Genomic DNA, 26,418 nt, shown 5'->3' with positions numbered 1-26,418 from the left:
AAGCAGATCTCGAACTTGGTGGTGTAGTAATAGAATGGGGTGACTGTTCCGATGTCCCAGAACCCCGGCGTGAGTATCGATAGGTTCAGACGTCGACGGCGTCGAAGGCCTCATCGATTACATCCTCGCTTGGCGCGTTCAGGTACGGTTCGATGGCTGCGAAACTGTCCCAGCCGCCGACGGCCATCACCACCCGCGGGTTCACCTGCTCGTCGACGAGAAGCCGCTGGGCGAACCGCCGCCGCAAATCGTGCGTGCTCACCTTCTCGAAATCCTCGTCGCCAGTCTGCCTCGAGGCACGTTCTGCTGTCCGGCGGACGACGGCCCGCACGCCAGGCTGCTTCAGATCGATGAAGGGGTCTTTCGGCGTGATGTTGTGCTCGTTCTGGTAGCGCTGGAGATCGCGCTCGACACCGTCGGGGAGGTAGGCGTCGCGAGGCTTCCCGCCATTCCCGCTCGTGTCCTTCATGGCCTCGACGCGAAGGCGGTACTGCCCGCTGTCAGTCTGTTTGATGTCGGTCGGTCGGTCGGACCTGTGGGATCTCGAAGGCACGCAGGCCGACGAACGCCCCGAGCTGGATGATGAGGTCGTCCCGCTGGGAGTTGGTGGCACGACGAAGGTCCTCGATCTCGCTGTCGGTGAGCCACACCTTGTGTTCGTTCCCGGCGGTGGATTCAACGCGCATTACGATTACTTGAGTTACCGTAACACTAGTATCTAGTTGGTTGGTAGGAACGGGGTGCTGTGGGGGGTCTGCAGGGTCGAATCGGGACCGTCTGTTACGACTTATTAGACAAGTCGTTACTCTTTGTTTCAGACGGAGAACAAAGATATACCCGCTCAGTAGGTGTGCGTATCGTTCAAATTCCCCTTTGTCTTATCCTCGCTGTTTTACTAGTGTGCTTAATAGTGAGATTATGGAGCGACGGACAATTCTGAGACGACTCGGAGCGGGTGGGTTATTGGGTCTTGGTGGTTGTGTAGGGGCACCGACCACGGACTCTCAGTCATCGGTAACCTCGACTACCACACCTCAGGAAGGCCTTCAGCGGCGTGTCTCTCTCACAAGAGAGGAGTCAGTACCTGATGAGCATCAGGTTCGAGTTGAAACGGCAGTGCTTGAATCAACGATTGCAGATACACACACGGCTCGAATCCGAGTCACAATCACGAACGACGGGTCGGCGCGTGAGATCTCAGTTTCGACCGGTGGGTGCTCACTATTCAATAGGTGGAGTCAGACGAGCCATCCACAAGGATTGTGGCTTGGATTCGCTGACGACCCTCAGTACGTAACGGAACAGGGTCCCCGATGGGTAGCTGACCCTCCCGAGGGGTTTCCAGACTATGGCTGTGCTGGCCAAACATTTGACTCCGGTGAGTCGGTTCATAACGAGTACGAGATTTATCACGACGGTCGCGTCGGAGGTTATCTGAAGTCCGGAACCTATCGATTCGAGGAAGAATTTTTCATCTCGGAATCTGGGGAGCAGGATGCAGGTGAGTCAATTCCATACGAAATTGTATTGGCTCTTGAAAATCCAAACTGATAATTAGGCTCTCTGTACTGACTGATTCACGGCTAATTATACAAGTCCTCATCTGAGTTTTCTGGGAGATGCGAAACCCGCACTGGCTATTACATTCATTACATCTATTACAGTCGATACCGTATTAGCGATTATGCCTATCGACATCGACCGGTTCGAGCAGGACTCGAGCGAGGACCTCCGCTCGGGCGGTCGGACGAACGCCGAGGCGATCCTCGCGTTCCTCGCTGCCAACACAGACCAGGCGTACACGCCCAAGGAGATCCACGAGGCGACCGATGTCCCACGGGGGAGCGTCGGCGTCGTCCTCTCCCGGCTCGAAGATCGCGAGCTCGTCCGTCACCGGGGGGAGTACTGGGCGATTGGCGAGGCCGAGGACATCGACACGACACTCTCGTCGCTCGCGACCGCTCGCGCAGCGACCGACCGACTCGGTGAGGAGGATCCTGACGAGTGGGGCCCGGGCGTCGACGAGTCCGCGGAGTCGCCGGAATGAGCTATGAACAGGGCGACGTCTGGTGGGGCCCGGCACCGCACAGGTCGGGCCCGTCGTACCGACCATGGGTCATCGTCAGCGACAGCTCGCACCCGTTCGCACACACGGAGTGTATCGCCCTCGCGATGACGACCCAGCAGCACGCCGGTGCTGTCTCTGTCCCGGATGATGCCTGGCTCGAGGGCGGCTCTGATGCCGACGCGTACATCTCTCCCTGGTATACGACGACGATCAAGCATCGCGACTTCGACCGCCACCAGGGCACGCTCGACACCTCGCTCGTTGCCGAGGCAGTCACGGAACTGCATCGGTATACGCCGGCCCCCGACGGCTGAGGGTCACCGTCGGCTCCGGGACTGGATCTCGGCCCACATCGGGCCCAGAGCCATGCTCGTGAATTGCGCTTGCAATTCAGACATACCGACCCGTTCAGGACCGCGCAATAACGGCCTCGGGCTGCTGACTTCTGCCCAGATGCATACGCGCGCGGGTATTAAATGGAGGGGGCACAACACCTCCTAATTTCCCAGAACGTGCTTCGTTCCCGCCGGGCTGATTGCTCGTCACGTCCACTCCCTCGAGCTCGGTAATCACGACGGGCTCAGTGCAGTCTCTAACGCTCGTTGACGGCGGCTAGAATTCCCTGGTTTCACTCCGTCCAGACAGCACGCTGAACGCCACTCACCCTTGGCTCTGGCCCCGCATATCCCGGTCAGCACAGCACTCGTTCCTGTCCACAAACTCATTTCGAAATTCCGATATATGGCCCCGCTCAGGATCGGCCGGTAGCGGTCTCGAACTGCTGCTGCCGAAATGTAGCTAGTAAACTTGACATATACGCTGATGACCAACCACGATTCACAGACTGCCACAGCGCAGCTAAGAGCCGAGATCGTCGCCGCTCTCGATCTGGCCGAGTTCTCGTCGGATGCCTACACCTCGGCGGCGTACCTGGACGCCGCCCTCGAGGCTGGCTTCGAGGTTGCCGACCTCGCTAGGGCCCACGACGTCGAGAAGAAGACGATCTACCGGGCCCTCGACCGGCATGACATCGCCCACGAACAGCCGCCCAAGAACGGGACAGCCCGCCGGCTCTGGGACCGGTCTCCCGATTCGGTGCCAGGTGACGACTGATGGGCGCAGCCAGTTCCCCACCGGCGACTGCATCCGGTATCGACCGGCCGCTGGAGTGAGAGATTGGGCTAACCAACAAGACGGAGTATTCCCGGGCCGTTGTTGGTTAGCGGCGGTCGACCTTCTCGCCGACCGATTACCGGCCGTCGTCATCGTCGTGACAGCGTTGGTCGTCGGTATTCGAGTCGTGATTCTCAGCCTCTCCATTGCCCCGTACTTCGAGCGGTTCTCTTCCGGATGGAAATGGCTGCTCGCGTACTTCCTCTGGACGCCAGTGTACGCTCTCACTGTCGAGCATTTCAAATCGGAGCCGACGGCAGACGTTCGTGGCTTCTATCTCGGTATGGCGATTCCGCTGTGGATCACGGTTCAGGTGTTCGTTGTCGGCGGTGTCGCATTCAGCGCGAGCGTTCCTCAGGGCCTCGAATTGAATTTTATCGTACCCCTGGCTTTCATCGCGCTTCTGATGAACTTCCTCACGGATACCGCCACTAAGACCGCTGCTCTCGTCGGCGGGGTGGTCGCAGTCGTCAGTAGCGGTGCTCCACTTGGGCTTGGAATCGTCGTCGCCACCCTTGGAGGTGTCGTCGCTGGGATGCTCAGCCGTCGATGGGGGAGGCCTGAATGACCGAGACCTTCGACTCGGGGATGGTGTGGGTACTTATCGGCGTGTTGGGCATCGGGACGTTCGGTCTACGCCTCTCGTTCATTCAGTTGTACGCGTACCTTGACGGGTTCCCGCCGGTAGTAGAGCGGGCGCTTGGTTTCATTCCGGCCGCCGTCCTCGCCGCCCTCGTCTTCCCGGCACTCTTTCCACTAGCGGGGGAGGGGGTCATCGATACAATCGTCAACGTGCGGTCTGTCGCTGGTGCAACCGCAGCGGTCGTCGCGTGGCGAACCGATAACATGATGGCGACAATCGCCGTCGGCATGGGAGTTCTATGGGGGCTATCGTTTTTGTTCTAGCTATATCCGCTCTTTTCCATTGGATGTGTTTCGAAGCAGTTGAAACCGAGTGTTGCAAACCCGTGAGAAGAGCGGATGAGGCGGCTACCTCATTGCCCGTCCATCAAACATGCTGATGGGGATCTCGGACGCAGCTTCCGTTACCTGCTCACCCTTTATATGACAGTCTGGAGCTAAAAAAGGAAGGAGAAGGGATGAATCCAACAGACCAACGAGGTTATTGTCGGAAACCACGTCAGACGTGTCACCGATTCAATCTCCTTCTCTGTTCAGTCTGCAGACCTAACCAACGGTTGTTTCAGCGGGGAAAGTGTCGAATCGATAGGAATAAACAGGGCCAACGTAGCAAAGCCGAGCAACCGTCACTCGGCATCACATCCGCCGTCACATGTAGTAACCGTTTTCCAGTGTCTGCCCGGCGAAAGAGCACGGAATCGGGGTTGAATCCTTAATAGACACATAATAAACCAACTCACTCCAGACAGTGTCGCTTGATGTCAAATCACACACGACGCTCGTTCATCGGCGCGGCCGGACTCGCGCTCGGCGGGGCCACTCTTGCGAACACGAAGCTGTCGAGAGCTGAGGCGGCCGTAAACCCGGACAGTCAGTCGGACTCCGACTGGCCGATGCTCGGTTGCGGTCCCCACCGAACAGGGTCCAACCCTCAAGGCGCGTCGTTTTCTGAAGTACCGCTGGTCGACTGGAGCCGACAGGTGACGGACCTCGGTCTTGGGCCGGAGCCAAACAGGTATATCGGGCAAGCAATCGTGGACGGGATCGTCTACTTCGGCGGGTATTCGGGGACCGAAGACGAGTCACGGGGCGTCGTGACGGCGGTCAATCTGGAGGACGGCGTCCCGCGCTGGCGGACTGAGTTGGAGGAACCGGCCAGCTACCCAGCGGTCGGACCGGAGGCCATCTACGTCGCCAGCGACGGCAGGCTGCTCGCCTTCTCGCGGACCGACGGCACGCTCCGCTGGTCGAAACGGATTTCCGATCGGTTCCTGTCTGTGCCGGCCGTGATAGACGGGACGGTCTACACCTCGACCGTCGGCTACGCTGATTCCCCATCTACATACGCATTCGAGGCGGTGACGGGCGAACAGCAGTGGCGGGCCGGGATCGGGACCGACTACGGCCTCCCCTCCCGGGTGGCAGTGGACGGCGATATGGTGTTCGTCGGTCCGACCGCTCTCTCTGCTACAGACGGGAGCGTCATCTGGGGTGAGACGGAGCACACGAGGACAGATGCGGTGTCGATGGTTGCCGACGATTCGGTCATCGTCGTCGGTGCCACCAGCGATAGCGTGGAGGCACTCGACCGCGCCGACGGAAGCACGCGCTGGGCGACCGGAATCGAGGGACCAGACATTCAACTCCCCACCGCGCCCCCAGCCCGTTACGACGACTTGGTTGTCGTGCCCACGTTCGCGCAGGTGGGGGGCGGAGGAGGACGAGTCACTGCACTCAACCGCAACGATGGAAGTGTTGCGTGGTCCATCGACCCCGACGGGGGCGCGCCCGGGTCGGTCGCGTCCGGGGACGGCGTCGTCTACCTCACTGTCAGTCCCAATTTCTACACCGCCGATTCCGACGAACGCGAGCCGGGCGTGTGGGCACTCGATCCCGAGAACGGGTCGGTACTGTGGAAGCTCCCGATGCGGGGATCCGCCATGGGGGTCGGAATGGAAGTCCGGAGCGGCTCCGCAGTCGCCCCAGTCTCCGACGCGGTGGTGCTCACCGACAGCGACGGCTACGCCTACGCGCTGACCAGGTCAGATCCGGAGGTCGACTGGCGCTTTGACGCGGCGGGACCAGTGCGGTCGGCTCTCGCTGTGGCCGACTCCACGCTGTTTGCAGCCGATACGACCGGTGCCTTCTACGCGGTCGACGTCACGAGTGGCGAAGCGCGGTGGCAGACCCGGGACGAGGGTGTGGTCGCAGATCTCGACATCGTCGCTACCGACGACTTGTTGATCACGATGAGGGGCAGCCTCTCGGCCTTCGACGCCCAGACTGGCGATACCCACTGGTCGCTCGACGTGGCCGGTCCCCTCGCTCGAACCGTGGTCGACGGAGCCGTCTACATCGCCACCCGGACGGGCGGAGCTGGGGTCCTCGCAATCGATGCAGAGACCGGCGACATCCTGTGGTCGTCGTCCGAGGAAGAGGCGTGTCCCCCGGGAATCGCGACGCCGCCGGTGGTCGCTGGTGACCGTGTCTACGTCGCGAGGGGCGACGGAAGGATCTGGGCGCTGGACCGCACCGACGGGACCCGAGTCTGGACCACGGAAACGCAGCAGCACGTGAGTTGGCTGGCGGCCGGCCGCGACACCATCTACCACAGTCCAGGGGAGTACTTCGAATCCGACGTCTACGCGCTGAACGCCGCCGACGGGTCGGACCGCTGGACCCTCAATTTGGGCGAACGGGCGCCACCGTGGCCCGATAAGCAGCACCGGATCAGATCGCTCACTGCCACGGCGGACTCGGTGTACGCGACGAGCATCGAACGGAGCGAGGAGGAGACCGAGGACCCCGAGTACACTGGCTTCCTCCACCACTTCGACGCGAACGGGACCCGCCGCTGGTCGCTCACAATCGACTCCTCCGCTGATCCCATCGTGGATACGGCACCCGTCGTCGCCGACGAAACGGTGTTCGCGACCGGTAACTGGCGGATGTACGCGGTAAACGCCGCGGATGGCGGCCTCGTCGACCGGTTCGAGACCACCGGCTCGATTCGCTCAACCCCGGCAATATCGGACGATAGCGTGTTCGTCGGCAGTGACGACGCGTCTCTCTATCGGTTCTACAGGTCCTGAGAGCGCTGGAACCGATGCTGTCCTAGTGCGGCGAAGAGCACTCCCCTAGCGTTCGAGGATACGTCGCGGATACCGGACCCAGCCTGCGCTCCCTCGCCGGATTTGTTCGATTCTCCACGATGGGAGTCGTCGTCCAGACGACCCTCGTCGGCACTCTGCAGGTCATTTGTGGTTACGCCTTCTCTGGCTCCGGTGCGTACCACGCCAAGAGCACTCCGAGCACCCCGAGAGCGCTAGCGACGAGGAAGGCCGTCTCGTAGTTCGAGACGTCGATGAGCTGCCCGGCGGCGATGGGCGCAATAAACGCCCCCGCCAGGCCGACGCTCGTGAGGAAGGCGACGGCCGTCGCGGCGACGGCTGGCTCGACCAACTCACGGACGTACGCGAAGACAAGGCCAAGACACAGCTGGATGGCAAATCCGGCGACGAGCAGCGCCGCGACGACCACAGGAATAGTTCGAATCGCGGTAAAGCCCGCAATGGTGGGCGTCGCCACGAGGAAGGAAAGCAAGACGACCGGGCGGCGGCGGCCGCCAAAGAGGGTATCCGAAAGAATCCCGCCGCTCACTCGCGAGAGCACGCCAACGGCCGGAAATAGGGCGACGAGCGCGCCACTGAGCTCCAACGACAGCTGCAGCTCTTCGGTGAGATACGACGGAGCCCAACTGTTGACGAACAGATACAGCGCGTAGCCGAGGAACCCGAGGAATCCGACAGTCCAGACGCGGCGGTTCGTGAGGACGCGGCCAAGGTCCGACAGCGTCGGCGCTGGAGTCTCGGTAGCGTGTCCGCTACCGCGACTCATTGGCCAGAATACAGCCACTCCTACACACGCGATGCCCGTGAAGATGGGAAAGATAGCTGGCCATCCGAACTGCTCGGCGACGATGGGGCCAGTGCCCTGCCCGATGGCGAAGCCGACCGGTCCGCTCGCGGTGAATGTCGCCACGGCCGTCCCCTGTCTGGCAGGAGCGAACGAGCGCCCGACGATGTCGATAGCCGCGTTCCAGACGACGACGTAGGCAACGCCGCCGAGGATGCGTGAGGCGACGAGCGACCAATAAGCACCGGCAGTCGCGGCCTGCCAGCCCCACGCTCCCGCGACAAGAAGGAGACCAACTGCCACCGCGATGGCGTACCGCGAATTCATCCGGTCAAGTACGATCCCGACCGGAATACTTGCGAGGACCGCCGTCCCGAACATGACACTCACGAGGAGGCCAGCTTCCGAGGCATTGATCCCCAACGATGCCCTAATGAGCGGCGTCACGCTCGCCGGAACGAGTTCATACGCACCGAGCCCCGTGGACATGAGAATCGCGCCCGCAAGCAATCCCCAGCGCGCACGCTCAGTCCTCACGGCGGTTGTAGCATCCACCTTCTGGTCTTCGCTCGACACGCCAACGCGGTTCACTCTGGCGTCTTATCAACCTAGCGCGATCCAATGAAACTGTTCGCCCGCGGTACCAAATCAAGCCATCACGGATCGGATGAAATATAGCACCACCAATTACTGTATCCGACCTCTGTATTCAGCACGCGACTCCTATCAGTATCAGCGGATTTCAACAGAGTCGTAGATTTGCGTATTGATCACCGTTAGATATTCTAATTCAACTAATCATTCAGACACTCGTGCAAGATACACAGCGCATATGTCGAATGAGACCAGGAGCAGATTCGGTTAGGTCGGATTGGTCAATACAGAAAATCTAAATAACACCCCCTTGTTTCGCCGTTGAGGCGGGCAGTTGTGGCATAGTGCACCATACATCTCCCGCCTCAGCTTACTGTTCAATATACCCTCTGTATTCCCCACAGAAAACTATCAGTCCAATCTGTTGTGCTGAATACAGTACGCATAGTCAGCACGCTCCAAAAACAATCTTCGAAGGGTGGTCAGCGAGTAGTATAGAGAGAGTAGTGAGTCCGTCGGGTGCGAACCTCGAAAGGGGAACCACGAAACCTGCCTCGACAGACTACTGATTAGTCGTTGCTGGGATGTCGTCGTAGGTGCGAGCGAACTGCACGAAGTTCTGGAGGATTTGAAGGCCTGTTTCCCCGCTCTTTTCTGGGTGAAACTGTGTCCCTATTACGTTCCCCTTCTCGTTGGTAGCGATAGCGCTGAATTCGAACCCGTAGTCACAGGACATCACTGTGTCATCAGCGACTGCAGACGCGTACGAGTGGACGAAGTACGCGTAGTCTCCGTCTTTGACTCCGTCAACTATCGGGTGGTCACGCTCAATGGTGAGTTCGTTCCATCCCATGTGTGGAACATTTACGTCACCGTTTGGGAGACGCTCCACTCGACCAGAGATAAGGTCTAATCCTTCAATTGTCTCACCATCGGGGGCACCCTCCGTACTCTCCGTGAATAATAACTGGAGCCCGACGCAGATACCGAGAATCGGTGTGTCCTCCGCTGCTTCGATGAGAGTATCATGGAACGGCTTCGAGTTACGCATACACTCTCCATAGGCACCGACACCGGGAAGGACGAGCGCGTCGGCTGCTGCGATTTCCTCGGGGTCATCGGAGATGGAAACGGATGCATCGGCCCGCTCAAGGCCTCGCTGTAGACTCCGGAGGTTGCCCACACCATAATCGATAATCGTGACTTGCACAAGGTATCTCTTTGCTCCAGAATATTATGTCCTCCTCTGTCGGATGCAGCCTCTACATCTCCACGGCCACTATACCAACCAACCCTCATAGAAATGGTAATATAATTATACACTCCGATAGTGTGGGTGGGACGATTTCTGTCGGTGTATCAGATATTTCAAACACAACCCACAGCATCAATACAGATGAGTCACTTCGGGTCACTATGAGCGAATCTGCTCCCGAAGCAGAGTTTCATAGTATCCTGTTTACTCGATTACGAGACTACATCCATCGTGAAGACACCCCATTCAATTCGGTAAGGATTGAGGAAGACAACGACCGTGGGCGAGCAGATATATTTGTGAACTCTGACTTGACGGGGAGCCTTGTTATTGAAGTCAAGAAAGACAGTGTCTATCCACTAAATTCTGAAGTGATCAAACAAGCCAGAGACTACGCAGACGCAACCGGCGTAGACTACTTCGCCACATGCAACTCCAATGACTTTTTCTTGTTCCACTACAGCGGGCAGATCGAAATTGCCGAAATTCCGTATTATTACCTCAACTTGCGGGATGTCAATCTCTATGACCCATCACTGAACGAGCGCATCCCGACGATTCTAAACGCGGTTCAGTACCTGGCAAACCGCGGTGAACTCCCTAAGCAAGGGCAACGAGATAGAGTTGTTGGCCTCCTTCGCTCGTTTCATACCTCAATTTGGCCGACGTTTCAAGCTCTGGCTCAAGATAAATACGGTACCGATCCAACATTCACAGACAAATTTGACGAGTGGGTCCACGAGAACGATTATTCCTCTCTAGACAAGTCTGAGCAATTTGGTTTAGCCGCCAAACAGTACGCTTACCTAATCTCGAATAAGATTCTGTTCTACGAGGTCGTTCGGGAACAAACTCCAGCCCCTGTGGAGACTGAAAGTGGGTTTGCCCTTGATTCACTCGTTGATGGAGTCTCTGAGGCTGGCATTGACCGTCATATCGAACAACAATTTCAGGAAATTCAGGACGAGATCGATTACGAGCCCGTGTTTGACGAGGGCTCGTCGCTGTTTGCGGATTACCCACACAATGCAAAGACTCGGAACGCGATTGTCGATCTCCTCGGTAGTATTGAAGCGAAGAAGATCTCACAGATTGACGAAGACCTCCTGGGTGAATTATACGAGGAACTGATCCCAGAGAGTGAGCGCAGAGCGCTCGGCCAGTTCTATACACATCCTGATATCGCTGAGGCGATTTGTAACTGGGCCATCGAGCCCGATTCAGAGGACATCCCACGGGTACTTGATCCAGCATCAGGAAGCGGGACATTCACCGTTGAGGCATACCACCGAATCCAGCAGGTACACCCAACGGCAACTCATCAAGAGATCATCGACAGTATCGTCGCTGTCGACATCAACCGATTTCCGCTCCATCTAACGGCGCTCAACCTCTCTTCGAGGAATATCCAGAAGAAGACCCGTGAGTTGCATACTTTCAATGACTCGTTCTTTACACTCTCCCCACGAGACAAACGTATTCCGAGAACCAATGACGGCGGGGACGAGCTCGGCAATTTTGATGCTGCTGTAGCTAACCCGCCGTATATCCGCCAGGAAAATTTGTACCCGAATAAGGACCATTTCCGCTCTCACCTGAAAGATTTCGCCGGGAATAACTCCAAGCTCTATTACAGTGGTCGAAAGAGCCTGTCAAAGAAATCAGACGCGTATATTTACTTCATCACACATGCCATACAGTTCCTGAGAGATGGCGGCCGTCTCGGGTTCATCGTTCCAACGAAATGGTTGATTACAAAATATGGTGAGTCGTTCCAGGAGTTCCTGTACGACCAGACAAAGGTCCATGCGGTAGTGGGCTTCTCGGATAGGGCCTTTAGTGCACTTGTCGACACGGTCTTACTCTTTGTCGAGCGGTGTGAGGATGAGCAAGCACGCCAGGAATCAGTTGTTGATTTTATCCGGGTGAAAGAGCGGCTCTCTCCTGAAGATCTGTCTTCTATCGTGGGATATCAACGCTCTGTACCGGACGAAAAGTTGTTTGATATTGAGGTTTCTGACGACTATCGGGCAGTGAGTGTCCCACAGGAGCATCTGGAGGAACAAGGTGGACAAAAATTGGGCTATTATCTGTATGGTCCGAGCCCGTTCATCCCTCTCGTAAATAGCAAAAAGATGGTGGAATTAGAGGAGTTTGCAGAGGTCGCTTTCGGCAACAAAACCGGGAACAATGGCTTCTTTTTGCTTGATGAACAGGACGTCTCGCAATGGGGCATCGATGACCGGTTCTTGAAACCTGCCATCCGGTCTATCCGAAATATGGAGTCTCTGACCTTGCGGGATACGGAGCAGTATCTCCTCGACTTCAGTGAATATGTAAAAGGGGTTGAGGCCCAGCGGTCTGGGTTACGTTCTAACAGTGATCTCGCAGAAGAAGTGAAGAAGCGATTGCGAGAAGACGGATACGATTCTACGCTAAGATATCTTGAGCACGGAGAGGACGAAGGCGTTCCAGAGGGGAGGACTGTCTCTGAGCAGAATACGCCGTGGTTCAATCTGGGCGATCTCTTGGTGCCTGAAGTGCTTCATCCAGTCTTCTACAACGAGAGAGTATTCACTGTTGACAATGTTGGTGGGTTTGCACCAACGAACGCAATCCAATGTATAGACATTACCCGATATGACGATGTGATCCAATATATTTTAAACTCTACAGTTTATAAAATAATGCTTGAGTTATGGGGCCGGCATGAGGGTGGCGGCGCACTGCAACTGCTCACATACGAAGTCTCCTCAGTCCCGGTCCCCAATCCGGAGTTGATGTCTGACTCACAGAGAGCGCGAATCAAGGACGCCGGTCAACGGATGGTCCGCGGGCAGACTGATGCCAGAGCTGAGCTGGATCAGGTAATACTGGAGTTCCTTGAACTCGATATGTCCCCTGCGGAACTGCAGGCCGCTCACAGAGGGATGATGAGTCAGCGAATCGAAGGAGCAGCGAATGAGAACGTGATGATCAAAGATATCGATGACTTCGACGATTACAACCTCGAGTCATTGATTCCAGACTATGATTCAGATACAGTAAATATGGATCTCAGTGATTTCTGAGCAGAGTGTCTACTCACAACAGTCGGTAAAGCCAGCACTCTGGATGTTCGCGGCTGCCACAACCACTCCCCAGGCACGAAACACCCCTGTACCGTATTCAAAAGGCACTGTCAACAGTGCTTGAGGCGGAATTAGTTACGGAGTCGCTGGATACGTTTCTCGGTGGGTGGATGCGTCGAGAACAGTCGTTCGAACATCCCTTTGTCCGCGTTGAAGATACAGAGGGCGTTCATACTGTCCTCGACGGTCGACTCACGACCCTCGGCACCACGCGAGATTTTTTCGAGGGCGCGGGCCAGCGGCTCTCCAGTTCCGATAGCTTGCCTGGCATCCGCATCAGCGACGTACTCTCGGTACCGCGAGATGGCAAGGACAAACACCATCACGAGCGCGTTAGCGAGCGAGGAAGCGACCATCGCAAGGATCCACGACCCGATGTTACGCTCACCGCCGAACAGCACCGCGAAATACGCGACGTAACCCACGAGCATCCCGATCGACTGCCCGATGACCATGGTGATTACGTCCCGGTTCTTTATGTGAGCCAGTTCGTGAGCAATCACACCTTCAAGTTCGTCGTCGTCTAACAGTTGCATCAGCTCGGTCGAGACGACGACGACACCAGCCCCTTTCCGCCCCACTGCGAAGGCGTTGGGGACGCCCATATCCATCGTCATGAGCCGAGGTTCGTCGATATTCATGTCTCGACAGAGCCGCCGGACCATCTGGTGGACGTGGCCAAAGCGCTGGTCGTCGGGCATATCCTCCGCGTTCCGCAGCGCCAGCCACTTCCCGAGTTTGTACTGGATCCCAGGCACGACGATGATCCCGACCAGTAACACCGGTATCAGTGGCAAGCCCAAAAGTACCGACAGTGCGGTCCCGGCGAATACGTAGAACGCGAACAGGATCGCACCGACGACGAGCATCCGTAGTTGCAGGCCGAAGTCTGTCATATGGGGCAGCTACTTCGTCCGTCCGTAAAACCCTCTTGGACCGTGCTCGTGGCCCCCAAACCTGTCCGTTGAGAACCACTACCAATCAGTGTAATGACCTATGTGTACCAGACACCGGCGCCATGTAGAGGGTGGTACAAGTTATTTCATGGCGGCCTGTGTCGGTCCACCAGGTCACTCGATAGTTCGGTAAGGGGTAACAATACAGCTTAGCCCAATATCTGGGGTGAAGTTCGAAGACAACTCCTGAAATTTGAGCAACCCGAGACCGAAATCTTGGTATTCGGCATGAACTCCAGGACTGGCCGATCCCTCGGCAGGAGAATAGCCCCTGTTCAACATTACCGTCCGAACGCTGGCGGAGTTTGAGCTTCGACCACACTCAGCTAAGAGCGATGGCCTCAGCCACGACCTCGCCCATCTCTGGTGGTTCGTCGATGAGAACGGCGGCCTGCCCTTCGATTACCGCTTCTCTGTCAGCATCGAGCACGTCCGTCGTGAGCTGGTACTTGTGCCGCCCGACCTCATCGACCACTTCACACACGGCCGTGAGACGGTCACCAGGTTCGGCCGGTTTCAGGAACGAGAGGTTCTGTGAGAGGTAGATGGTGACTCCGGGGAGTCGCGCAAGCGCAGCGCTGATCAATCCGCCGATGAGCGTCCCGTGGACGATCCGTCTGCCGAACCGTGTCTGGCTGGCGAACTCAGCGTCGAGGTGGAGTCGGTTAGTGTCTCCGCTGGCGGCCGCAAAATTCCGCAGGTCCTGTTCACTGACTGTCTTCGAGAACTCGACGCTGTCACCGATGTTAACCTCATAATCGTCCAGTCCCCGCCCCTCGACCGACCAGTCGTCACTCTCGTAGGCGACTTCCTGCTGCCGGTAGTAGCGGGCTGGCTCTCGGTCGTGCCTCCCGATTTCTCTCCGCTGGAAGACCTGGGGGACGTGCCTGACGATATCATCAGTGCTGACCACCCCAACCAGTGCGTCATCGTCGAAGACGACCAACCGGGCGATGCCATGCTCGAACATCGTATCGACTGCGTCTCCGAGGGTGGCACTCGCATCGATCGACACAACGTCGGCAGACATGAACTCCGACAACGAGCGCTCCTCCGGGTCCGAGAGTTCACCGAGGAGCCGGACGAAGTCATCGCTGGTGACGATACCGACGACCTTCTCGTCCTTGACGACGACCAAGGACCCGATAGAGGCCCGATAACAACGTGCTGCGGCATCGCTGGCAGTCGTCTCTGGTGACGCCGTCTCGACTGGACTACTCATTACATCGTTGACACGTATCGGGAACACCATAGCTGTACGTCGGGCCAACGTCACAAGGAGCTATTTGACAACTTCGTACCAACTGACCAGTGCCGTGGGCCGGTTCTCCACTGAGGCCGACTTCGGCCAGCAATCCGCCTACGGTGGCTCCTCCCAACTGATGCATGTTTCGGCAAGATGGGTGGTACCGTCGCCATCGCTACCGCTGGACGAAGATGAATGGGCGGTCTGCGACCCACTCCGCGGCGTCGATCTCGGAGTGGATTGCCCCCTGGAGTCGATCTGTCTCGTCGGGCGCGTACGAGAACCCATTGGCCTCAAATTTCTCTATCCAGTAGTCTCTCGGGGCTTCGTTGACGTGATGAGTTCCGCTGAGTCCGGGTGGGGCAGCAGTGAAGACTACTCGCGGGGCCGCCGCCGTGACGGTCTCGACCAACGTATCGGCGAATCGTCCCGGGATGTGTTCGGCGGTCTCGATACAGAGTGCCAGGTCATAGTCGTCGTCGAGTTCCAATGGCTCGCGGAGGTCGTGGATAGTGAGTGCATCGGCGGGAATTTCGGCATGATGTCTGGCTTCTGAGAAGCCTTCGACGCCATGGACTGTGACACCATGGGCCTGGAACCCAGTCAGGTACCGACCGAGCCCACAGCCGAAATCGACCACCGAGTCGGGCTGGTACTCCTCATAGAGGACGTCGGCGACAGCGTGGGCTTCTTGGGGCGGCGTGGTCGACACTAGTCGGAGCCACCGGTCGCCGAAGCCATAAATTAGGTCGGGAGTGGCGATGCCGAGGTTATCAGCCTTCACGAGAACCCATTTGCCGAGAGTGGTGATGAGCGAGCGCACATGGGGATATTCGAACTGAGATACATCACTACATGTCGCTTACTCGGTCACATCTCTCCTTATCTCGACTACCATCGTAGATTGTTACTCACTAGTACGTTCGGTTGGCACGCCTCCTGTCTCCCCTCCGCCGATAGGTGTATCTTTCCTGGTGACTCGTCGACTGATTTCCCGGTAGTGCCATCGCGTATGTGGCTAACCAACAAGAGGTAAAATGCCATCCCAATGTTGGTTAGCTCTATTTCTCAACTCTCCTGTTGTCATCTGCCAGTATTCCACCGAATTTCCCCGGGTCGCCAGGTACGCAGAGAATCCTGAAGCGAATTCTTAGAAGCGGTCCTATAAACCATCAAATAAAAGTTGTCCCGTCACCGGGCTTAGGTGGCTTGAGACACGAACACGAGGTATGGTTCTTGACTCTGGAGTCAGGACCCACGATGCGCTACACACCGAGCTTATAACAGCAATCAAACGAGCACTCACTCTGGACACGTGGGTTTCCGGTTTCCGTGAGCGAGTCGTCTCGGAGGCGTTCATCCGTCGCCATACCGAGTTTGACTCTGTCGGTGGATTCTGTGCGGCTTGTCCATGTGACGAGGATACGATCGGGAGTGTACAACGGCTCTCAGCAGACGAACGTGACACGTTTGTTGCGCAGACGACCGATTTTGAGACGTGGACGGAAATGAAACAGACCGCAGCTGTCGAAAATCTCCTCACACTCCAAAACGCCTGATTATCCCAGTCCAGGGAGTGCGGCGAGCAAGTGATAGAGCGCGAAACTGATTGCGCCCCCGCCCACCATAGAGGCGACCCATGCCCCGATTGTGTATGCTGTCTTTGCTGTGGATACCCCATCCGAGTTCGACGACCCACCGACCAGTCCGGCCCCGACGATGCTGGATATCATGACCTTATTAAACGAAATGGGATACCCGAGCGTGATTGCAGCCTGTGCAACGAGAAATGCCGGTATGAACGCAGCAATCGACCGCTTCGGCCCGAGTGAGGCATATTCGCGGGCAACAGCCTGGATGAGGCGTGGCGACCGGAACCAACCACCGAGGAGAATACCGAGCCCCCGAGTGCGAGCAGGTAAAGAGAGGAGAGCCCGAGCGAGGCTTCGAAGACGGCTTCTAGAGGCCCAGTGGCGAGACCAACCTGCGAGCCGCCGCTAGTGAACACGACGACGAGCGCGAGCGCCACCAGCATTCGGTTGATGCCGGTCGTCAAGTCACGACGGAGCTGCCAGTAGACCACTGCAATCGCGAGAAGCCCGATTGCCCCACCGACGAATACAGTCCCGGCTTCACCGATTCCAGTCGATGCGATGTCGAGTTGCCGTGTGAGGACACCTGCAATCGATCCTTGCCCGCCCTGTGGTGCCGGCAAGAATGAGAGCTGTATGTTGGCGAGTGTGTAGCCGACGCCACCGCTGAGCAACGGAATGCTCAGTTCATCGGAGACTGTCTCGTGTAGCAATAGCCAGGCAAGCCCGTACGCGAGGATGCCCTCGACGACTGGAATCGCGAACCAGAACCCCAGAATCCTGGCATAGGTTTCGACAGCAAAGCCGCCGCCGAGAGCGATGCCCGCACCGATTGCCGCTCCGGTCACCGTGAACGCAGAGGGAATAGGGTAGCCTCGAGAGTTTCCGATAGTGATGAGTGTCGCTGCCGTGAGCAACGTCGCGGTCGCGGCCAACGGGGTGATCGTCACGCCGGTCACCAATCCGTGACCGATTGTTTCTGAGATGCTCCCACCCTGTGCGACAGCCCCGAGAGCGGCGACGATTCCAACTAGCAGCGCTCCACGTAGCGTTGACAGCGCATTCGCTCCCACAGCCGGGGCAATCGGGGCGGAGTTGCTGTTCGCCCCGACAGTGAATGACATAAATAGCGACGCGACGACCGCTAGAGCGACAATCCCGAGTACTGAGAGCATTGATTGAGTCAGGAAGTGGTTGGACGGGGGAACAACGTCCTGCTACGATACATCTCCGAACAGAGGCGTATGATTCTGTTGGTAGCATATGCTCGTATCATTGAGCTGCTGTACACCCAGATGTTCGGGAATATTGAGCCGCTGTCTCCACTACTTACTCCGACACTGGAAATCGTATCTGCACGGGCACCAGCCAGTGGCATTCAGTTTTGCATAGAGCAATCATATCGAACAAACACATGACCAACTGGCTGTCCTACGCGGTGGACGACGGAGCAGGAGTCTCCCGCGGGCCGCTCTTACAAGTCTGCTGCCTCCACGCCTGCAGTCCGGCCGCCATGAGACACAGTCCGCCGGCAATGAGTAAGAACGGTTCTGCGCCGAGGATATACACAACCGGGGAGCCATCGTACAGTGTCGTCTCAGCGTACAGAGTAGTTTTCTGGGCGGTCTGTACGATTGCTCTGAAGGCGTAAAATAGAACTACTCCGCCGGCTGCAACCGGAACGATAGAGAGGGGCTTCCAACGACGTGCCGCCACGATTCCGCCGATTCCAACGGCACCTACTCCTGTGAGCAGCCACTCTTCATGATTGAGTTGACCGGCCCATCCGGACATTATCGTTCCCGCATAGCCCGGTGCGACGTGCACCAACCCTTGGTGAATGCCGACAACGATTGCCCCAAACCCGATGATGACGAGGACAATCGGTGACGTAGCTTTGTTTCTAATACAGACAAATTTCGTTCAATTTATTTAATAGTTGTCCAGTGACTATCAGATAGGAGCTACCTCGGTCTAGCTATCTACTCTGAGAGTAATCGATGCCAAGCCGTCTGAGTTGATGAAGGTCTCTCCCATGCCCTCAAGGATGAAAAGCAGCTTTGCCGTGTTGTCCGGTCGATTCACAATGTGGAACCGGCCGTCCGGAAAGTTTAGGCCCAAAGTCTGTGAGATGGCGACGGTATGACGGGACAAACTGTAATCAGTGATGACTGCTCATCGCCGTTGATGGAGGGGACTCTGACTGGCTGATTGTTTTCCAGTGTTTTCTATCCTCGAGCACCCCACCAATGGTCTTTATCCCATATCCAGTCCAGCTAACCAGCAGAGCGTCACTCGGCGAACTCAACCCCCGTAATTTCGAATGAAGCCCCGCCGCTGTCACTCTCTGTAACGGTAATTTCCCAGTCGTGCGCTTCGACTATTTGTCGGACAATAGCAAGCCCGAAGCCAGTCCCCGCTTCTGACGTCGAATAGCCACTACCGAATATCTCGTTCCGGTCCTCCTCTGGGATTCCCGGCCCGTTATCGGCAACGTAGAACCCATCCTCCATGGCCCCGACTGTCACTGCGACCTCGCTACCGCCGTGTTCGACGCTGTTTCCGAGGAGGTTAGCAAATAGCTGTTCGAGCCGCGTCGGATCAGCCGCCACTCGTCGATCTGTCTCGATCGATATACTCGCCTCTGACGCTGGAACCGTCTCCCATGCGTCCGCTACTATTTCGTCAAGTCGCACCGGTTCGGGCTCAGAGACCCGTTCACCCTGACGGGCGAAAGCCAGCAGGTCGGTTATCAGGGTCTCCATTCGGTCAAGCGTTTGAGATGCGTCATCGAGATGCGACAGGTCGTCAGTCCGGCGTGCCAGTTCGATGTAGCCGTCGGCCGTCTGGAGTGGGTTTCGAAGGTCGTGAGCGACTACACTGGCAAATTCGTCTAGTTGACGGTTCTGCTGTGCAAGAGAGTCCGAGCGGGCTCGCAACAAGGACTCACGTTCGATGCGATCAAGTGCTGTCGTCGCGTTGGCGGCGAGGAGCCTACCCAGGGAGAGGTCCGTCTCATCGAAATCGTCCACCTCACGCGAGCCGACGATGATAATCCCGTGGTGCCCAAGCGGAAAGTAGAGCCCGCTCCGAATGTTTGTATCGGGGTCGTAGACCTCCTCAGCTTGCCGAACGTCACGGTAGCTACGCACCTCTCCGTCCCGATAGGCTTCCCAGGCGATTCCACGGTCGAAGGTGACAAGTTCGTCAGTGACCTCCTGAGTCTCCTCCGAAGCGGCTATAGGGACCAGTCCGTCGGCCTCCTCCTCGTAAATATGGACTCCGTTGAGTTCGAAGTTGAGAATCTGCGCCGCTGCTTGACTAGTTATTTCAGCGACCGACTCCACCGAGTCAGCATCGTATAGAGCGCGTGAGGCCTCGTGAAGTCGGGTCAGTTGGTTTTCTCGCTGGAGCCGATGGCTGATGTCGGTGAGCGAAAAAACCACACTGTCGATAGTGTCACCGTCGAATATAGGCGCCCCACTGACAGAGAGTGTCCGTTCAGTGCCGTCGGGCCACTGAATCTTGTGGACGCAGTCATGCACTGGCTCACCGTTGGCAATGACCTGTTGAAACGGGAGTTCATCGTCCGGAATCTCGCTCCCATCGATGTCACGAATGTTCCACCGGGGGTCGTCGTATGTCCGTTCCATCAAATCAGTTTGCTCTAGCCCCAATACTTCCTCGGCTCGTTGGTTCGCGAAAACGAAATTCCCGTCTCGGTCGAGCTGGACAACGCAACTGGGAACGGTCTTTAGAATCTGTTCGAGACGGTGTCGCTGTTGTGAGGCGTCTGACGCCGCTTCGTTTGCTTTGACAACGTTCTCGATACGATTCGCCAGAATCGTGTACACTTCCGTGTTCGTGTCTTTCTGGAGATAATCGGTGACGCCAGCAGAAATCGCTTCACTTGCGACAGACTCGCTGCCCTGACCAGTGAACAGAATAAAAGGGAGGCTAGGGTATTTCTCACGGACTCGATTGAGAAATGCAATTCCATTCATATCCGGCATATCATAATCGGAGACGACGCAATCGTACTCTTCCTCTTCGAGTCTGGCCATGGCAGTCTCAAGGCTGGTCGTCGTCTCTACTTCCAGCTGTTCGTCAGCTGCTTCCAACAACTGTGATGCTACCTCGAGAAAATCGGCATCATCGTCAACATGTATGACACGAACGCCCCCTGCCATATTCAACTATTAGCTTCGAGCTACTAGAACATTCTCCAAAGTCATACACAGTTGTCACAAATCAAATGGTCGGATTGAACAGTCCTCTAGGCTTGGAGGGGGGTAGTCAGCAGCAGGATTATGCCTCTTCATCCGATTGCCCTGACTCAAACGTCTCAATGAGTTCTTCAGGGAACGTATCCGGAGAAAATATAGAAACGACGTCACCAGCCTCGATACGGGTGTCGCCGTTGGGGGTGATCCGAGTATCTCCCCGTTCCACACTGACAACCAGCACTTCGTCCGGCAAGAGTCCATTCTTGTTTGCTGACTCGAGTGTGTTTCCAGTTATTTCTGCGTTCTCCGAGACCGTGAACTCCACCACCTCAGCCCCTCCGACGATGTTCTGGAAATCAGTAACCGCTGACTGTGGATGGTCTGGTTCCGGAGCAAACGATTCGTATGGTTGGGTGGAATCATCTCGAACGATGTCTTCGCGTTCGATCGTAACTCCTAGTCTCGACAGTTGTTGCGCGATTCGGTTGATGTCGTCGGTTTCGGAGCCGACAGCAGTGATGATGAGATTTTCTTGACCGGCGAGTAACTCCCGAACGTTCACTACCCCAGGCGTCGACAACGCTTTGGTCGCGACGTTGGAGCGCTCGCTTACCGGTGCAGTACAAGTGAACTGCGTCGTAACCTTTCCGTTCGTTAGTTCGTAATCGATGTCCGCGTGGTACCCGCGAATAATCCCGTTTTCCTCTAGCTGTCGGATGCGGTTCCGAATCGTCGCGGGCGTCACGTCTACCTCTTCTGCAATCATCGGTGCTGAGGTGTTCCTCGCGTCACTCCCGAGATAATATAAAATTCGCTCATCGATTTCATCGATTCGGTAACTCATACTCGCCTCTATTTTCGCATCAATAAAAATAGATTCCGTAGTAGAGCGTTTGTAGGCTTGTGACCGTACTTCTTTGATTGGTTTGTTTTCGAGTCGAAAAATTTTACCGTCTGAAAATAGCTATACAGCAATCAGAGCCCGAAATATTTTTTAATCGGGCATAATAATCAGGTCGTATGACGAACGACGACAGTCGTTCCCCGTTCGAACGCCTGAAAGAGTACTACGATCACGAAGAACTCGTCTGCCCCGATTGTGGGTACGAAGACGATGACGGTACATGGGAGAGTGAGACGGATGGGAGCGTCGTCGAGTACTCGCACGAATGCCCCCGTTGTGGGGCGGTACGACAACATACGTTAGACATCCACGAAGACTGAATGCTAGTCGTCGAAACCGTAAGCAGCGGTAGCTCTGAATGGACTACGGTTGATAGGTTGACCAAGTGTCGGGCTCTACCCCCGACCCCGGTGGGTCGGGGTACTCGCCCTCGTTCTTCCAGTATAGAATCGCCCCGACTCGGCAGTCCTGTACCGTGACGCTTCCGGTACTAGCGTTATCACTGCTCTTAGCTACTGGGTAGCTGCTCACCCTCGAGAAGCGAACTATCGATTAGACACCGAGCCAGTCATTGTTACTGATTCCGTATCCGTTGTCCTGACAGTACTGTCGGGCTCGGCGGCGGACTGCCCGCGAACTGGGTCGCGCTTCGCTCGTCTCAATTTGCTCGATAATCCAATTGGTCACGACTGTAATCCCTTCGTCGTCGTCTTCTGGTGTGACGTCCTCCAGCGCACGGAACGTTTTCCGATACAGCTCGTGTTGCTCGTCACCGTTATCTCGGATGCCCGCCTCGGTCTCAGCTTCACGGATACGCCCTATGGCACGTCTGATGGACATGACTAGTTATAATATTCACATATTGATAAATGAAGTTTTCAGTTACTCATCAAATCCTGTAGTCGGTTTCGAGGAGGGGGCACATTACTCCGCGGTCATTTGGCGCCGATGGAACAAGAAACCTATCCAAGTATTGGCATGACAGAGAATATCCGATGTCCAATCGGAACCGTATCAGGCTTCGATTACGGGACTTGCCAAAGAGTTTTCACTGAATATTTAAAAATATGAAACGGGAACGCTTACTCTGGCGGTGACCCTACGTCACTCGTCGACGACTGGCGCGCCGCGAGCATTCGTCTGGACGCTACGCAGGCCCTGTTTCGCTTTCTGCTTGGAAGCATATCCCTGACCACTGTCGGCGAGAATCTGGCCGTTATCATGGACCAGCCGCCAGCGAGGTTTGTCCGCCGAGTCGACGAAGAGTTCGAAGGTGGCGTCACTGCCGGTTTCGGGGTCGGTAACAGCCGAGTCTTCTTTGGTAGTGTCGACGACGTGTGCCCCAGGGGCGTTTTCTTTTACGCTCTCCAGTCCTTGCGTAGCCTTCTGTTTGGATGCGTACCCCTCACTACCGTCGGCGATAATATTTCCGTTATCGTGAACCAACCGCCACCGCCACTCGTCAGCACTGTCTTGATAGCGTTCGAACGTCGCCTTGCTGGCGGTCACCTCCGTCTCTATGTCTCCCTCATCGGATTCCGTCCACGACATCTCGATATCGAGGCTAACCTCGTCACCGTCCCGTGAGACGTCGACTGTCACATCGGACTCAGCGGCCGGGTCCACCGTTACCGTTTGCTCTTCGTCAGCAGGGACCGGGTCACCACGCCGGAGTGCTCTAGACAAGCGACGGAAGTACGACGCGAGACCTTTTCGAGTACGAGGCTCTGTCTCTTGGTATACCACATCATCTGACATACGAAATACCGTTTGTGTCGCTGGAAAATAAGACTACTGTCGTCCTCGGTAGATAGCCAATCTGGACGATTACTGTCAATCGGCCCAATCAGCATTGTAGAAGCGCATGTAATCCTCAGCAGGGGATAGGTTTTGACGACTTTGCAGAATACAGGGCGCGAATCGGGCACTCCGACTTACAAATTTATCGCCGATATGAGGGTTTATTCAATTATCCGATTAGAATGTGAACCCACTCTAAGTGGAAGAAGTCACGTTGTCTGGTCTATCTGAGTTCGCAAATGCAATAGCCTTCTGTGGGGACCTCCGAAGAACCTATTCAATTCGGAGAGGAATCGATACTCGGAACCCAGGGTCCTGACGGCTATGTTCAGTGCATTCGATACTGCGGCCCAGTTGCTCGTTCTCGTCGGTCTGCTGTTGGTCGTCGCACGGGTACTCGGCGCGCTGACCGAGCGACTCGGCCTGACGCGGGTCGTCGGTGAACTCGGGACCGGTTTCGTTCTCGGACCCTCGGTATTCGGGTTGTTCGTTCCCTCAGTCTATGAGCAACTCGCTCCAGCAATCGGGTCTCCGCTATTGGGCGACCTCTCGCTGCTCGGATTGGTATTGCTTCTCACGCTGGCCGGCCTCGAAACCGATGTGGCTCTCGTCCGCTCGTACGCTCGCGACGTGGTCGCCATCGGGTCCGCCGGACTCGCCATCCCCTTCGTGGTCGGCGTCGTGTTTGGTCTGGTTGTCCCGGCTTCCCTGTTGACCGGCAAGACGACTCGGCTCGTGTTTGCGTTTTTTCTCGCGACGTCACTCTGTATTTCCGCAATTCCGGTGATCGTCCGCATTTTCATCGACCTCGACATATTCGACAGTGCGTTCGGACAGCGAACAGTCGCGACGGCGATGTTCACCGACGTGGTCGGTTGGCTGCTGTTGAGCGTTGTCGTCGGCCTCGCCCGCGTCGGCAGGCTCGACCTACGGGCGATTGGTATAGTGGTGCTTACACTCGTCGGTGTTCTGCTCGGTGGGCTGGTCCTCGGTCAACGCGTCATCGACATGGTTCTCGCCCACCTTCCCGAAGACGACGCCCGCGGTCACCTCTTCGTCGTCGTCGCCGCTGCGGTCGGCGGGAGTGCAGTCACGTATGCCGTCGGCATCGAACCTGCACTCGGGGCGTTCGTGGTCGGTGTGTTGTTCGCACGCGCCGGCGGTATTCCCGAGACAGCGAGGACGACGTTCGAGCGTCTGACATTGGGCGTGTTCGCCCCCGTGTTCTTCGGCGTCGCTGGGCTGAATGCCGACCTGGGACTATTGTTCGATTCGACGGTTGCCGTGGTCGGGACAGTGACGCTCATCATCGCGGCGGGTGGGAAGATCGGTGGGGTTTACATCGCGGCGTCGTGGCTCGGATACAGCCAAAGGGAAGCTATCGGGATGGGCATCGGACTGAATGCGCGTGGCGCCATAGAGATCGTCATTGCGACGGTCGGTCTGGAACTGGGCATCCTGAGTCCACGGATGTACACGATCGTACTCCTCGTCGCGGTGGTCACTTCGGCGATGACGCCACCGTTGCTCCGCCGGCTACTCGAAAAGAAACCCGGTAAGCTAACTCCTGAGACAGTCAGGTAGTGCTTTGATCTCAACTCGTACTGCCCCGCCTTCAGGGGTGCTGCAAATCTACAAGGTTCGGTGTGTGATTTCAGGTGAATGTGACGTTTGAATACGTTCCCGGGGGCGGTTAGTTCACCCATCAGTTATCGCCGAGACCGGAGACCGATTCCTCACGGAGTTCATTCGTTCGCGAAGAGAGGCTTCGAAGGGCAAACACCAGCCCAGCACCGACAAAGATGATACCGCCGACGATTCCGAAGGCGACAGTGAATCCGAACCGGGTGGCCAGTGTCCCACCGGCAATACTCCCAATACCACGGGCCAGTGCCGATAGCACCGAATAGAACACGGGGAACCGTGCCGTCGGTACTTATTACTCGAAGAGCGACGACCTCCGGGATATGGCAGATATGACTGTCGAGGAGGCGATGGCGAAATACGGACCCAGCGAGGTGACCCGTGACGACTTCCTGACGATCGACGATCCGAACTACGCGGCCGACAACGTGGCTATCGTTACCGGTGGCGGAGCGGGCATCGGCCGGGCGGTGTCGCTTGCCTTCGCCGCCAACGGCCTCACGGTCCTCGCGACTGACCGGGACGAGGCTGGCCTTGCGGCCGTCGAGGCGGAGGCTGAGAACCTCGGCCTTCCCGGTAATATCGTCACCGTCACCGCGAACCTGACCGACGACGCCGATCTCGAACGAATCGTCGAAGCGGCGACGGCACAGGGGTCGCTACGGTACCTGATCAACAACGCCGGCATCCAAACTGTCGCACCGATCGAGTCGTTCCCAGTCGAGAAGTACGACCTCATGCACGACGTGATGCAGCGAGCGCCATTGCTGCTCACCAAACACTGTCTCCCACACTTCCGTGCGAACGACGACGGGCGTGGGGTCGTCGGGAACATGTGCTCGGTCCATGGCCACATCGTCACGAAAGACAAGGTTGCCTACAACACGACTAAGTTCGGCCTCCGGGGCCTAACCCAGTCCATCGCTGCCGAAGGCGAGGGGAAAGTTCGGGCTTTCACCGTCAGCACCGCCTACGTCAAGACCGCGCTGGTCGCAAAGCAGTTGCCCGACACGGCAGACCGCCGGAACATGACCGTCGACGAGGTGGTCGAGAAGGTAATGCTCGAACGTACCCGCGTCAAGGAGATGATGGAACCCTACGAAGTGGCGAACCTCTTCGTGATGGGATGTTCCCAGCACAGCAGCCACCTCAACGGGGGCGATATGACTCACGAAGGCGGTATGAGTCTGACCTACTGAATCAATTCAGGGAGGCAGGGATTGATACGGCTGGCCGCGGTGAACTCAGCTATGCCAGTTGTTTTCGAACCAC

General features: G+C 56.9%; 19 protein-coding genes and 2 pseudogenes. 11 read left to right on the top strand and 10 right to left on the bottom strand.

What is annotated here, in order from left to right; all coding sequences use genetic code 11:
- Window positions 1–85: 85 nt before the first annotated feature.
- Window positions 86–686 (bottom strand): annotated as a pseudogene (locus ACV7GQ_RS19485) (site-specific integrase).
- A 998-nt stretch (window positions 687–1,684) separates the two neighbouring features.
- On the opposite strand from ACV7GQ_RS19485, the gene ACV7GQ_RS19480 reads away from it, so the two are divergent.
- From ACV7GQ_RS19480 to ACV7GQ_RS19455, 6 genes are all read left to right on the top strand, one after another.
- Entirely contained in the window at window positions 1,685–2,047 is a 363-nt protein-coding gene (locus ACV7GQ_RS19480; protein WP_470313610.1) for a TrmB family transcriptional regulator, read from the top strand.
- A complete protein-coding gene (locus tag ACV7GQ_RS19475; protein ID WP_470313609.1) occupies window positions 2,044–2,382 on the top strand; it encodes a type II toxin-antitoxin system PemK/MazF family toxin in 339 nt (112 codons plus the stop codon). The genes ACV7GQ_RS19480 and ACV7GQ_RS19475 overlap by 4 nt, the downstream gene beginning before the upstream one ends.
- Before the next feature lie 508 nt (window positions 2,383–2,890).
- Window positions 2,891–3,181 carry a hypothetical protein gene (locus ACV7GQ_RS19470; RefSeq protein WP_470313608.1) on the top strand — a complete coding sequence of 97 codons (291 nt, stop codon included), beginning with the start codon at window positions 2,891–2,893 and terminating at the stop codon, window positions 3,179–3,181.
- A complete protein-coding gene (locus tag ACV7GQ_RS19465) occupies window positions 3,093–3,809 on the top strand; it encodes an AzlC family ABC transporter permease (RefSeq protein WP_470313607.1) in 717 nt (238 codons plus the stop codon). Before ACV7GQ_RS19470 ends, ACV7GQ_RS19465 begins: the two co-directional genes overlap by 89 nt.
- Complete coding sequence (locus ACV7GQ_RS19460) at window positions 3,806–4,147, top strand: AzlD domain-containing protein (RefSeq protein ID WP_470313606.1); 342 nt, start codon at window positions 3,806–3,808, stop codon at window positions 4,145–4,147. Before ACV7GQ_RS19465 ends, ACV7GQ_RS19460 begins: the two co-directional genes overlap by 4 nt.
- A 494-nt stretch (window positions 4,148–4,641) precedes the next feature.
- Complete coding sequence (locus ACV7GQ_RS19455) at window positions 4,642–6,975, top strand: outer membrane protein assembly factor BamB family protein (protein WP_470313605.1); 2,334 nt, start codon at window positions 4,642–4,644, stop codon at window positions 6,973–6,975.
- Window positions 6,976–7,147: 172 nt separating this feature from the next.
- Here ACV7GQ_RS19455 and ACV7GQ_RS19450 read toward each other — a convergent pair whose 3' ends face one another.
- A complete protein-coding gene (locus ACV7GQ_RS19450; protein WP_470313604.1) occupies window positions 7,148–8,374 on the bottom strand; it encodes an MFS transporter in 1,227 nt (408 codons plus the stop codon).
- Between the two features lie 580 nt (window positions 8,375–8,954).
- Complete coding sequence (gene hisH, locus ACV7GQ_RS19445) at window positions 8,955–9,602, bottom strand: imidazole glycerol phosphate synthase subunit HisH (RefSeq protein ID WP_470313603.1); 648 nt, start codon at window positions 9,600–9,602, stop codon at window positions 8,955–8,957.
- 206 nt (window positions 9,603–9,808) lie between these two features.
- On the opposite strand from hisH, the gene ACV7GQ_RS19440 reads away from it, so the two are divergent.
- Window positions 9,809–12,718: an HsdM family class I SAM-dependent methyltransferase gene (locus ACV7GQ_RS19440; protein ID WP_470313602.1), complete on the top strand. Its 2,910-nt coding sequence runs from the start codon at window positions 9,809–9,811 to the stop codon at window positions 12,716–12,718.
- Between the two features lie 131 nt (window positions 12,719–12,849).
- On the opposite strand, the gene ACV7GQ_RS19435 is transcribed toward ACV7GQ_RS19440, so the two are convergent.
- The 3 genes from ACV7GQ_RS19435 to ACV7GQ_RS19425 form a co-directional block, all read right to left on the bottom strand.
- Entirely contained in the window at window positions 12,850–13,674 is an 825-nt protein-coding gene (locus ACV7GQ_RS19435; RefSeq protein WP_470313601.1) for a M48 family metallopeptidase, read from the bottom strand.
- Window positions 13,675–14,056: 382 nt separating this feature from the next.
- On the bottom strand, window positions 14,057–14,956 hold the full coding sequence (locus ACV7GQ_RS19430) for a CBS domain-containing protein (RefSeq protein WP_470313600.1): 900 nt from the start codon (window positions 14,954–14,956) through the stop codon (window positions 14,057–14,059).
- 199 nt (window positions 14,957–15,155) lie between these two features.
- Window positions 15,156–15,803, bottom strand: coding sequence for a methyltransferase domain-containing protein (locus ACV7GQ_RS19425; protein ID WP_470313599.1), 648 nt, complete (start codon window positions 15,801–15,803; stop codon window positions 15,156–15,158).
- A 406-nt stretch (window positions 15,804–16,209) separates the two neighbouring features.
- On the opposite strand from ACV7GQ_RS19425, the gene ACV7GQ_RS19420 reads away from it, so the two are divergent.
- Window positions 16,210–16,539 (top strand): hypothetical protein, encoded by a 330-nt coding sequence (locus tag ACV7GQ_RS19420; RefSeq protein ID WP_470313598.1) that lies wholly within the window; start codon window positions 16,210–16,212, stop codon window positions 16,537–16,539.
- Here the strand turns inward: ACV7GQ_RS19420 and ACV7GQ_RS19415 are convergent.
- The 3 genes and pseudogenes from ACV7GQ_RS19415 to ACV7GQ_RS19405 all read right to left on the bottom strand — a co-directional run bounded on the left by ACV7GQ_RS19415 (window position 16,540) and on the right by ACV7GQ_RS19405 (window position 21,642).
- Window positions 16,540–17,747: pseudogene (locus ACV7GQ_RS19415) on the bottom strand (inorganic phosphate transporter).
- 1,116 nt (window positions 17,748–18,863) lie between these two features.
- On the bottom strand, window positions 18,864–20,762 hold the full coding sequence (locus ACV7GQ_RS19410) for a sensor histidine kinase (RefSeq protein ID WP_470313597.1): 1,899 nt from the start codon (window positions 20,760–20,762) through the stop codon (window positions 18,864–18,866).
- A 118-nt stretch (window positions 20,763–20,880) separates the two neighbouring features.
- Complete coding sequence (locus ACV7GQ_RS19405; RefSeq protein ID WP_470313596.1) at window positions 20,881–21,642, bottom strand: Lrp/AsnC family transcriptional regulator; 762 nt, start codon at window positions 21,640–21,642, stop codon at window positions 20,881–20,883.
- 176 nt (window positions 21,643–21,818) lie between these two features.
- Between ACV7GQ_RS19405 and ACV7GQ_RS19400 the strand changes: the two genes are divergently transcribed.
- Window positions 21,819–22,022 carry an HVO_0649 family zinc finger protein gene (locus tag ACV7GQ_RS19400; protein WP_470313595.1) on the top strand — a complete coding sequence of 68 codons (204 nt, stop codon included), beginning with the start codon at window positions 21,819–21,821 and terminating at the stop codon, window positions 22,020–22,022.
- Between the two features lie 784 nt (window positions 22,023–22,806).
- Here the strand turns inward: ACV7GQ_RS19400 and ACV7GQ_RS19395 are convergent.
- Window positions 22,807–23,460: an HVO_2922 family protein gene (locus ACV7GQ_RS19395; RefSeq protein ID WP_470313594.1), complete on the bottom strand. Its 654-nt coding sequence runs from the start codon at window positions 23,458–23,460 to the stop codon at window positions 22,807–22,809.
- Window positions 23,461–23,826: 366 nt separating this feature from the next.
- On the opposite strand from ACV7GQ_RS19395, the gene ACV7GQ_RS19390 reads away from it, so the two are divergent.
- Together ACV7GQ_RS19390 and ACV7GQ_RS19385 are read left to right on the top strand one after the other, a co-directional pair.
- The gene (locus tag ACV7GQ_RS19390; protein WP_470313593.1) at window positions 23,827–25,086 is read left to right on the top strand and encodes a cation:proton antiporter; all 1,260 of its coding nucleotides are present in this window, start codon (window positions 23,827–23,829) and stop codon (window positions 25,084–25,086) included.
- A 392-nt stretch (window positions 25,087–25,478) separates the two neighbouring features.
- The gene (locus ACV7GQ_RS19385; protein ID WP_470313592.1) at window positions 25,479–26,345 is read left to right on the top strand and encodes an SDR family NAD(P)-dependent oxidoreductase; all 867 of its coding nucleotides are present in this window, start codon (window positions 25,479–25,481) and stop codon (window positions 26,343–26,345) included.
- Window positions 26,346–26,418 lie beyond the last annotated feature (73 nt).

This window comes from Haloarcula sp. MBLA0163, assembly GCF_055632435.1.
Note: the sequence above shows the minus strand (reverse complement) of the source record. Positions and strands in the feature narration are given on the sequence as shown.

Coding starts and splice junctions, on each gene's coding strand:
- ACV7GQ_RS19460 (WP_470313606.1), top strand. CDS start 3,806: ATGACCGAGACCTTCGACTCGGGGATGGTGTGGGTACTTATCGGCGTG.
- ACV7GQ_RS19390 (WP_470313593.1), top strand. CDS start 23,827: ATGTTCAGTGCATTCGATACTGCGGCCCAGTTGCTCGTTCTCGTCGGT.
- ACV7GQ_RS19385 (WP_470313592.1), top strand. CDS start 25,479: ATGACTGTCGAGGAGGCGATGGCGAAATACGGACCCAGCGAGGTGACC.
- ACV7GQ_RS19420 (WP_470313598.1), top strand. CDS start 16,210: ATGGTTCTTGACTCTGGAGTCAGGACCCACGATGCGCTACACACCGAG.
- ACV7GQ_RS19395 (WP_470313594.1), bottom strand. CDS start 23,460: ATGTCAGATGATGTGGTATACCAAGAGACAGAGCCTCGTACTCGAAAA.
- ACV7GQ_RS19470 (WP_470313608.1), top strand. CDS start 2,891: ATGACCAACCACGATTCACAGACTGCCACAGCGCAGCTAAGAGCCGAG.
- ACV7GQ_RS19465 (WP_470313607.1), top strand. CDS start 3,093: ATGACATCGCCCACGAACAGCCGCCCAAGAACGGGACAGCCCGCCGGC.
- ACV7GQ_RS19480 (WP_470313610.1), top strand. CDS start 1,685: ATGCCTATCGACATCGACCGGTTCGAGCAGGACTCGAGCGAGGACCTC.
- ACV7GQ_RS19410 (WP_470313597.1), bottom strand. CDS start 20,762: ATGGCAGGGGGCGTTCGTGTCATACATGTTGACGATGATGCCGATTTT.
- ACV7GQ_RS19440 (WP_470313602.1), top strand. CDS start 9,809: ATGAGCGAATCTGCTCCCGAAGCAGAGTTTCATAGTATCCTGTTTACT.
- ACV7GQ_RS19435 (WP_470313601.1), bottom strand. CDS start 13,674: ATGACAGACTTCGGCCTGCAACTACGGATGCTCGTCGTCGGTGCGATC.
- ACV7GQ_RS19475 (WP_470313609.1), top strand. CDS start 2,044: ATGAGCTATGAACAGGGCGACGTCTGGTGGGGCCCGGCACCGCACAGG.
- ACV7GQ_RS19400 (WP_470313595.1), top strand. CDS start 21,819: ATGACGAACGACGACAGTCGTTCCCCGTTCGAACGCCTGAAAGAGTAC.
- ACV7GQ_RS19455 (WP_470313605.1), top strand. CDS start 4,642: ATGTCAAATCACACACGACGCTCGTTCATCGGCGCGGCCGGACTCGCG.
- ACV7GQ_RS19405 (WP_470313596.1), bottom strand. CDS start 21,642: ATGAGTTACCGAATCGATGAAATCGATGAGCGAATTTTATATTATCTC.
- ACV7GQ_RS19430 (WP_470313600.1), bottom strand. CDS start 14,956: ATGAGTAGTCCAGTCGAGACGGCGTCACCAGAGACGACTGCCAGCGAT.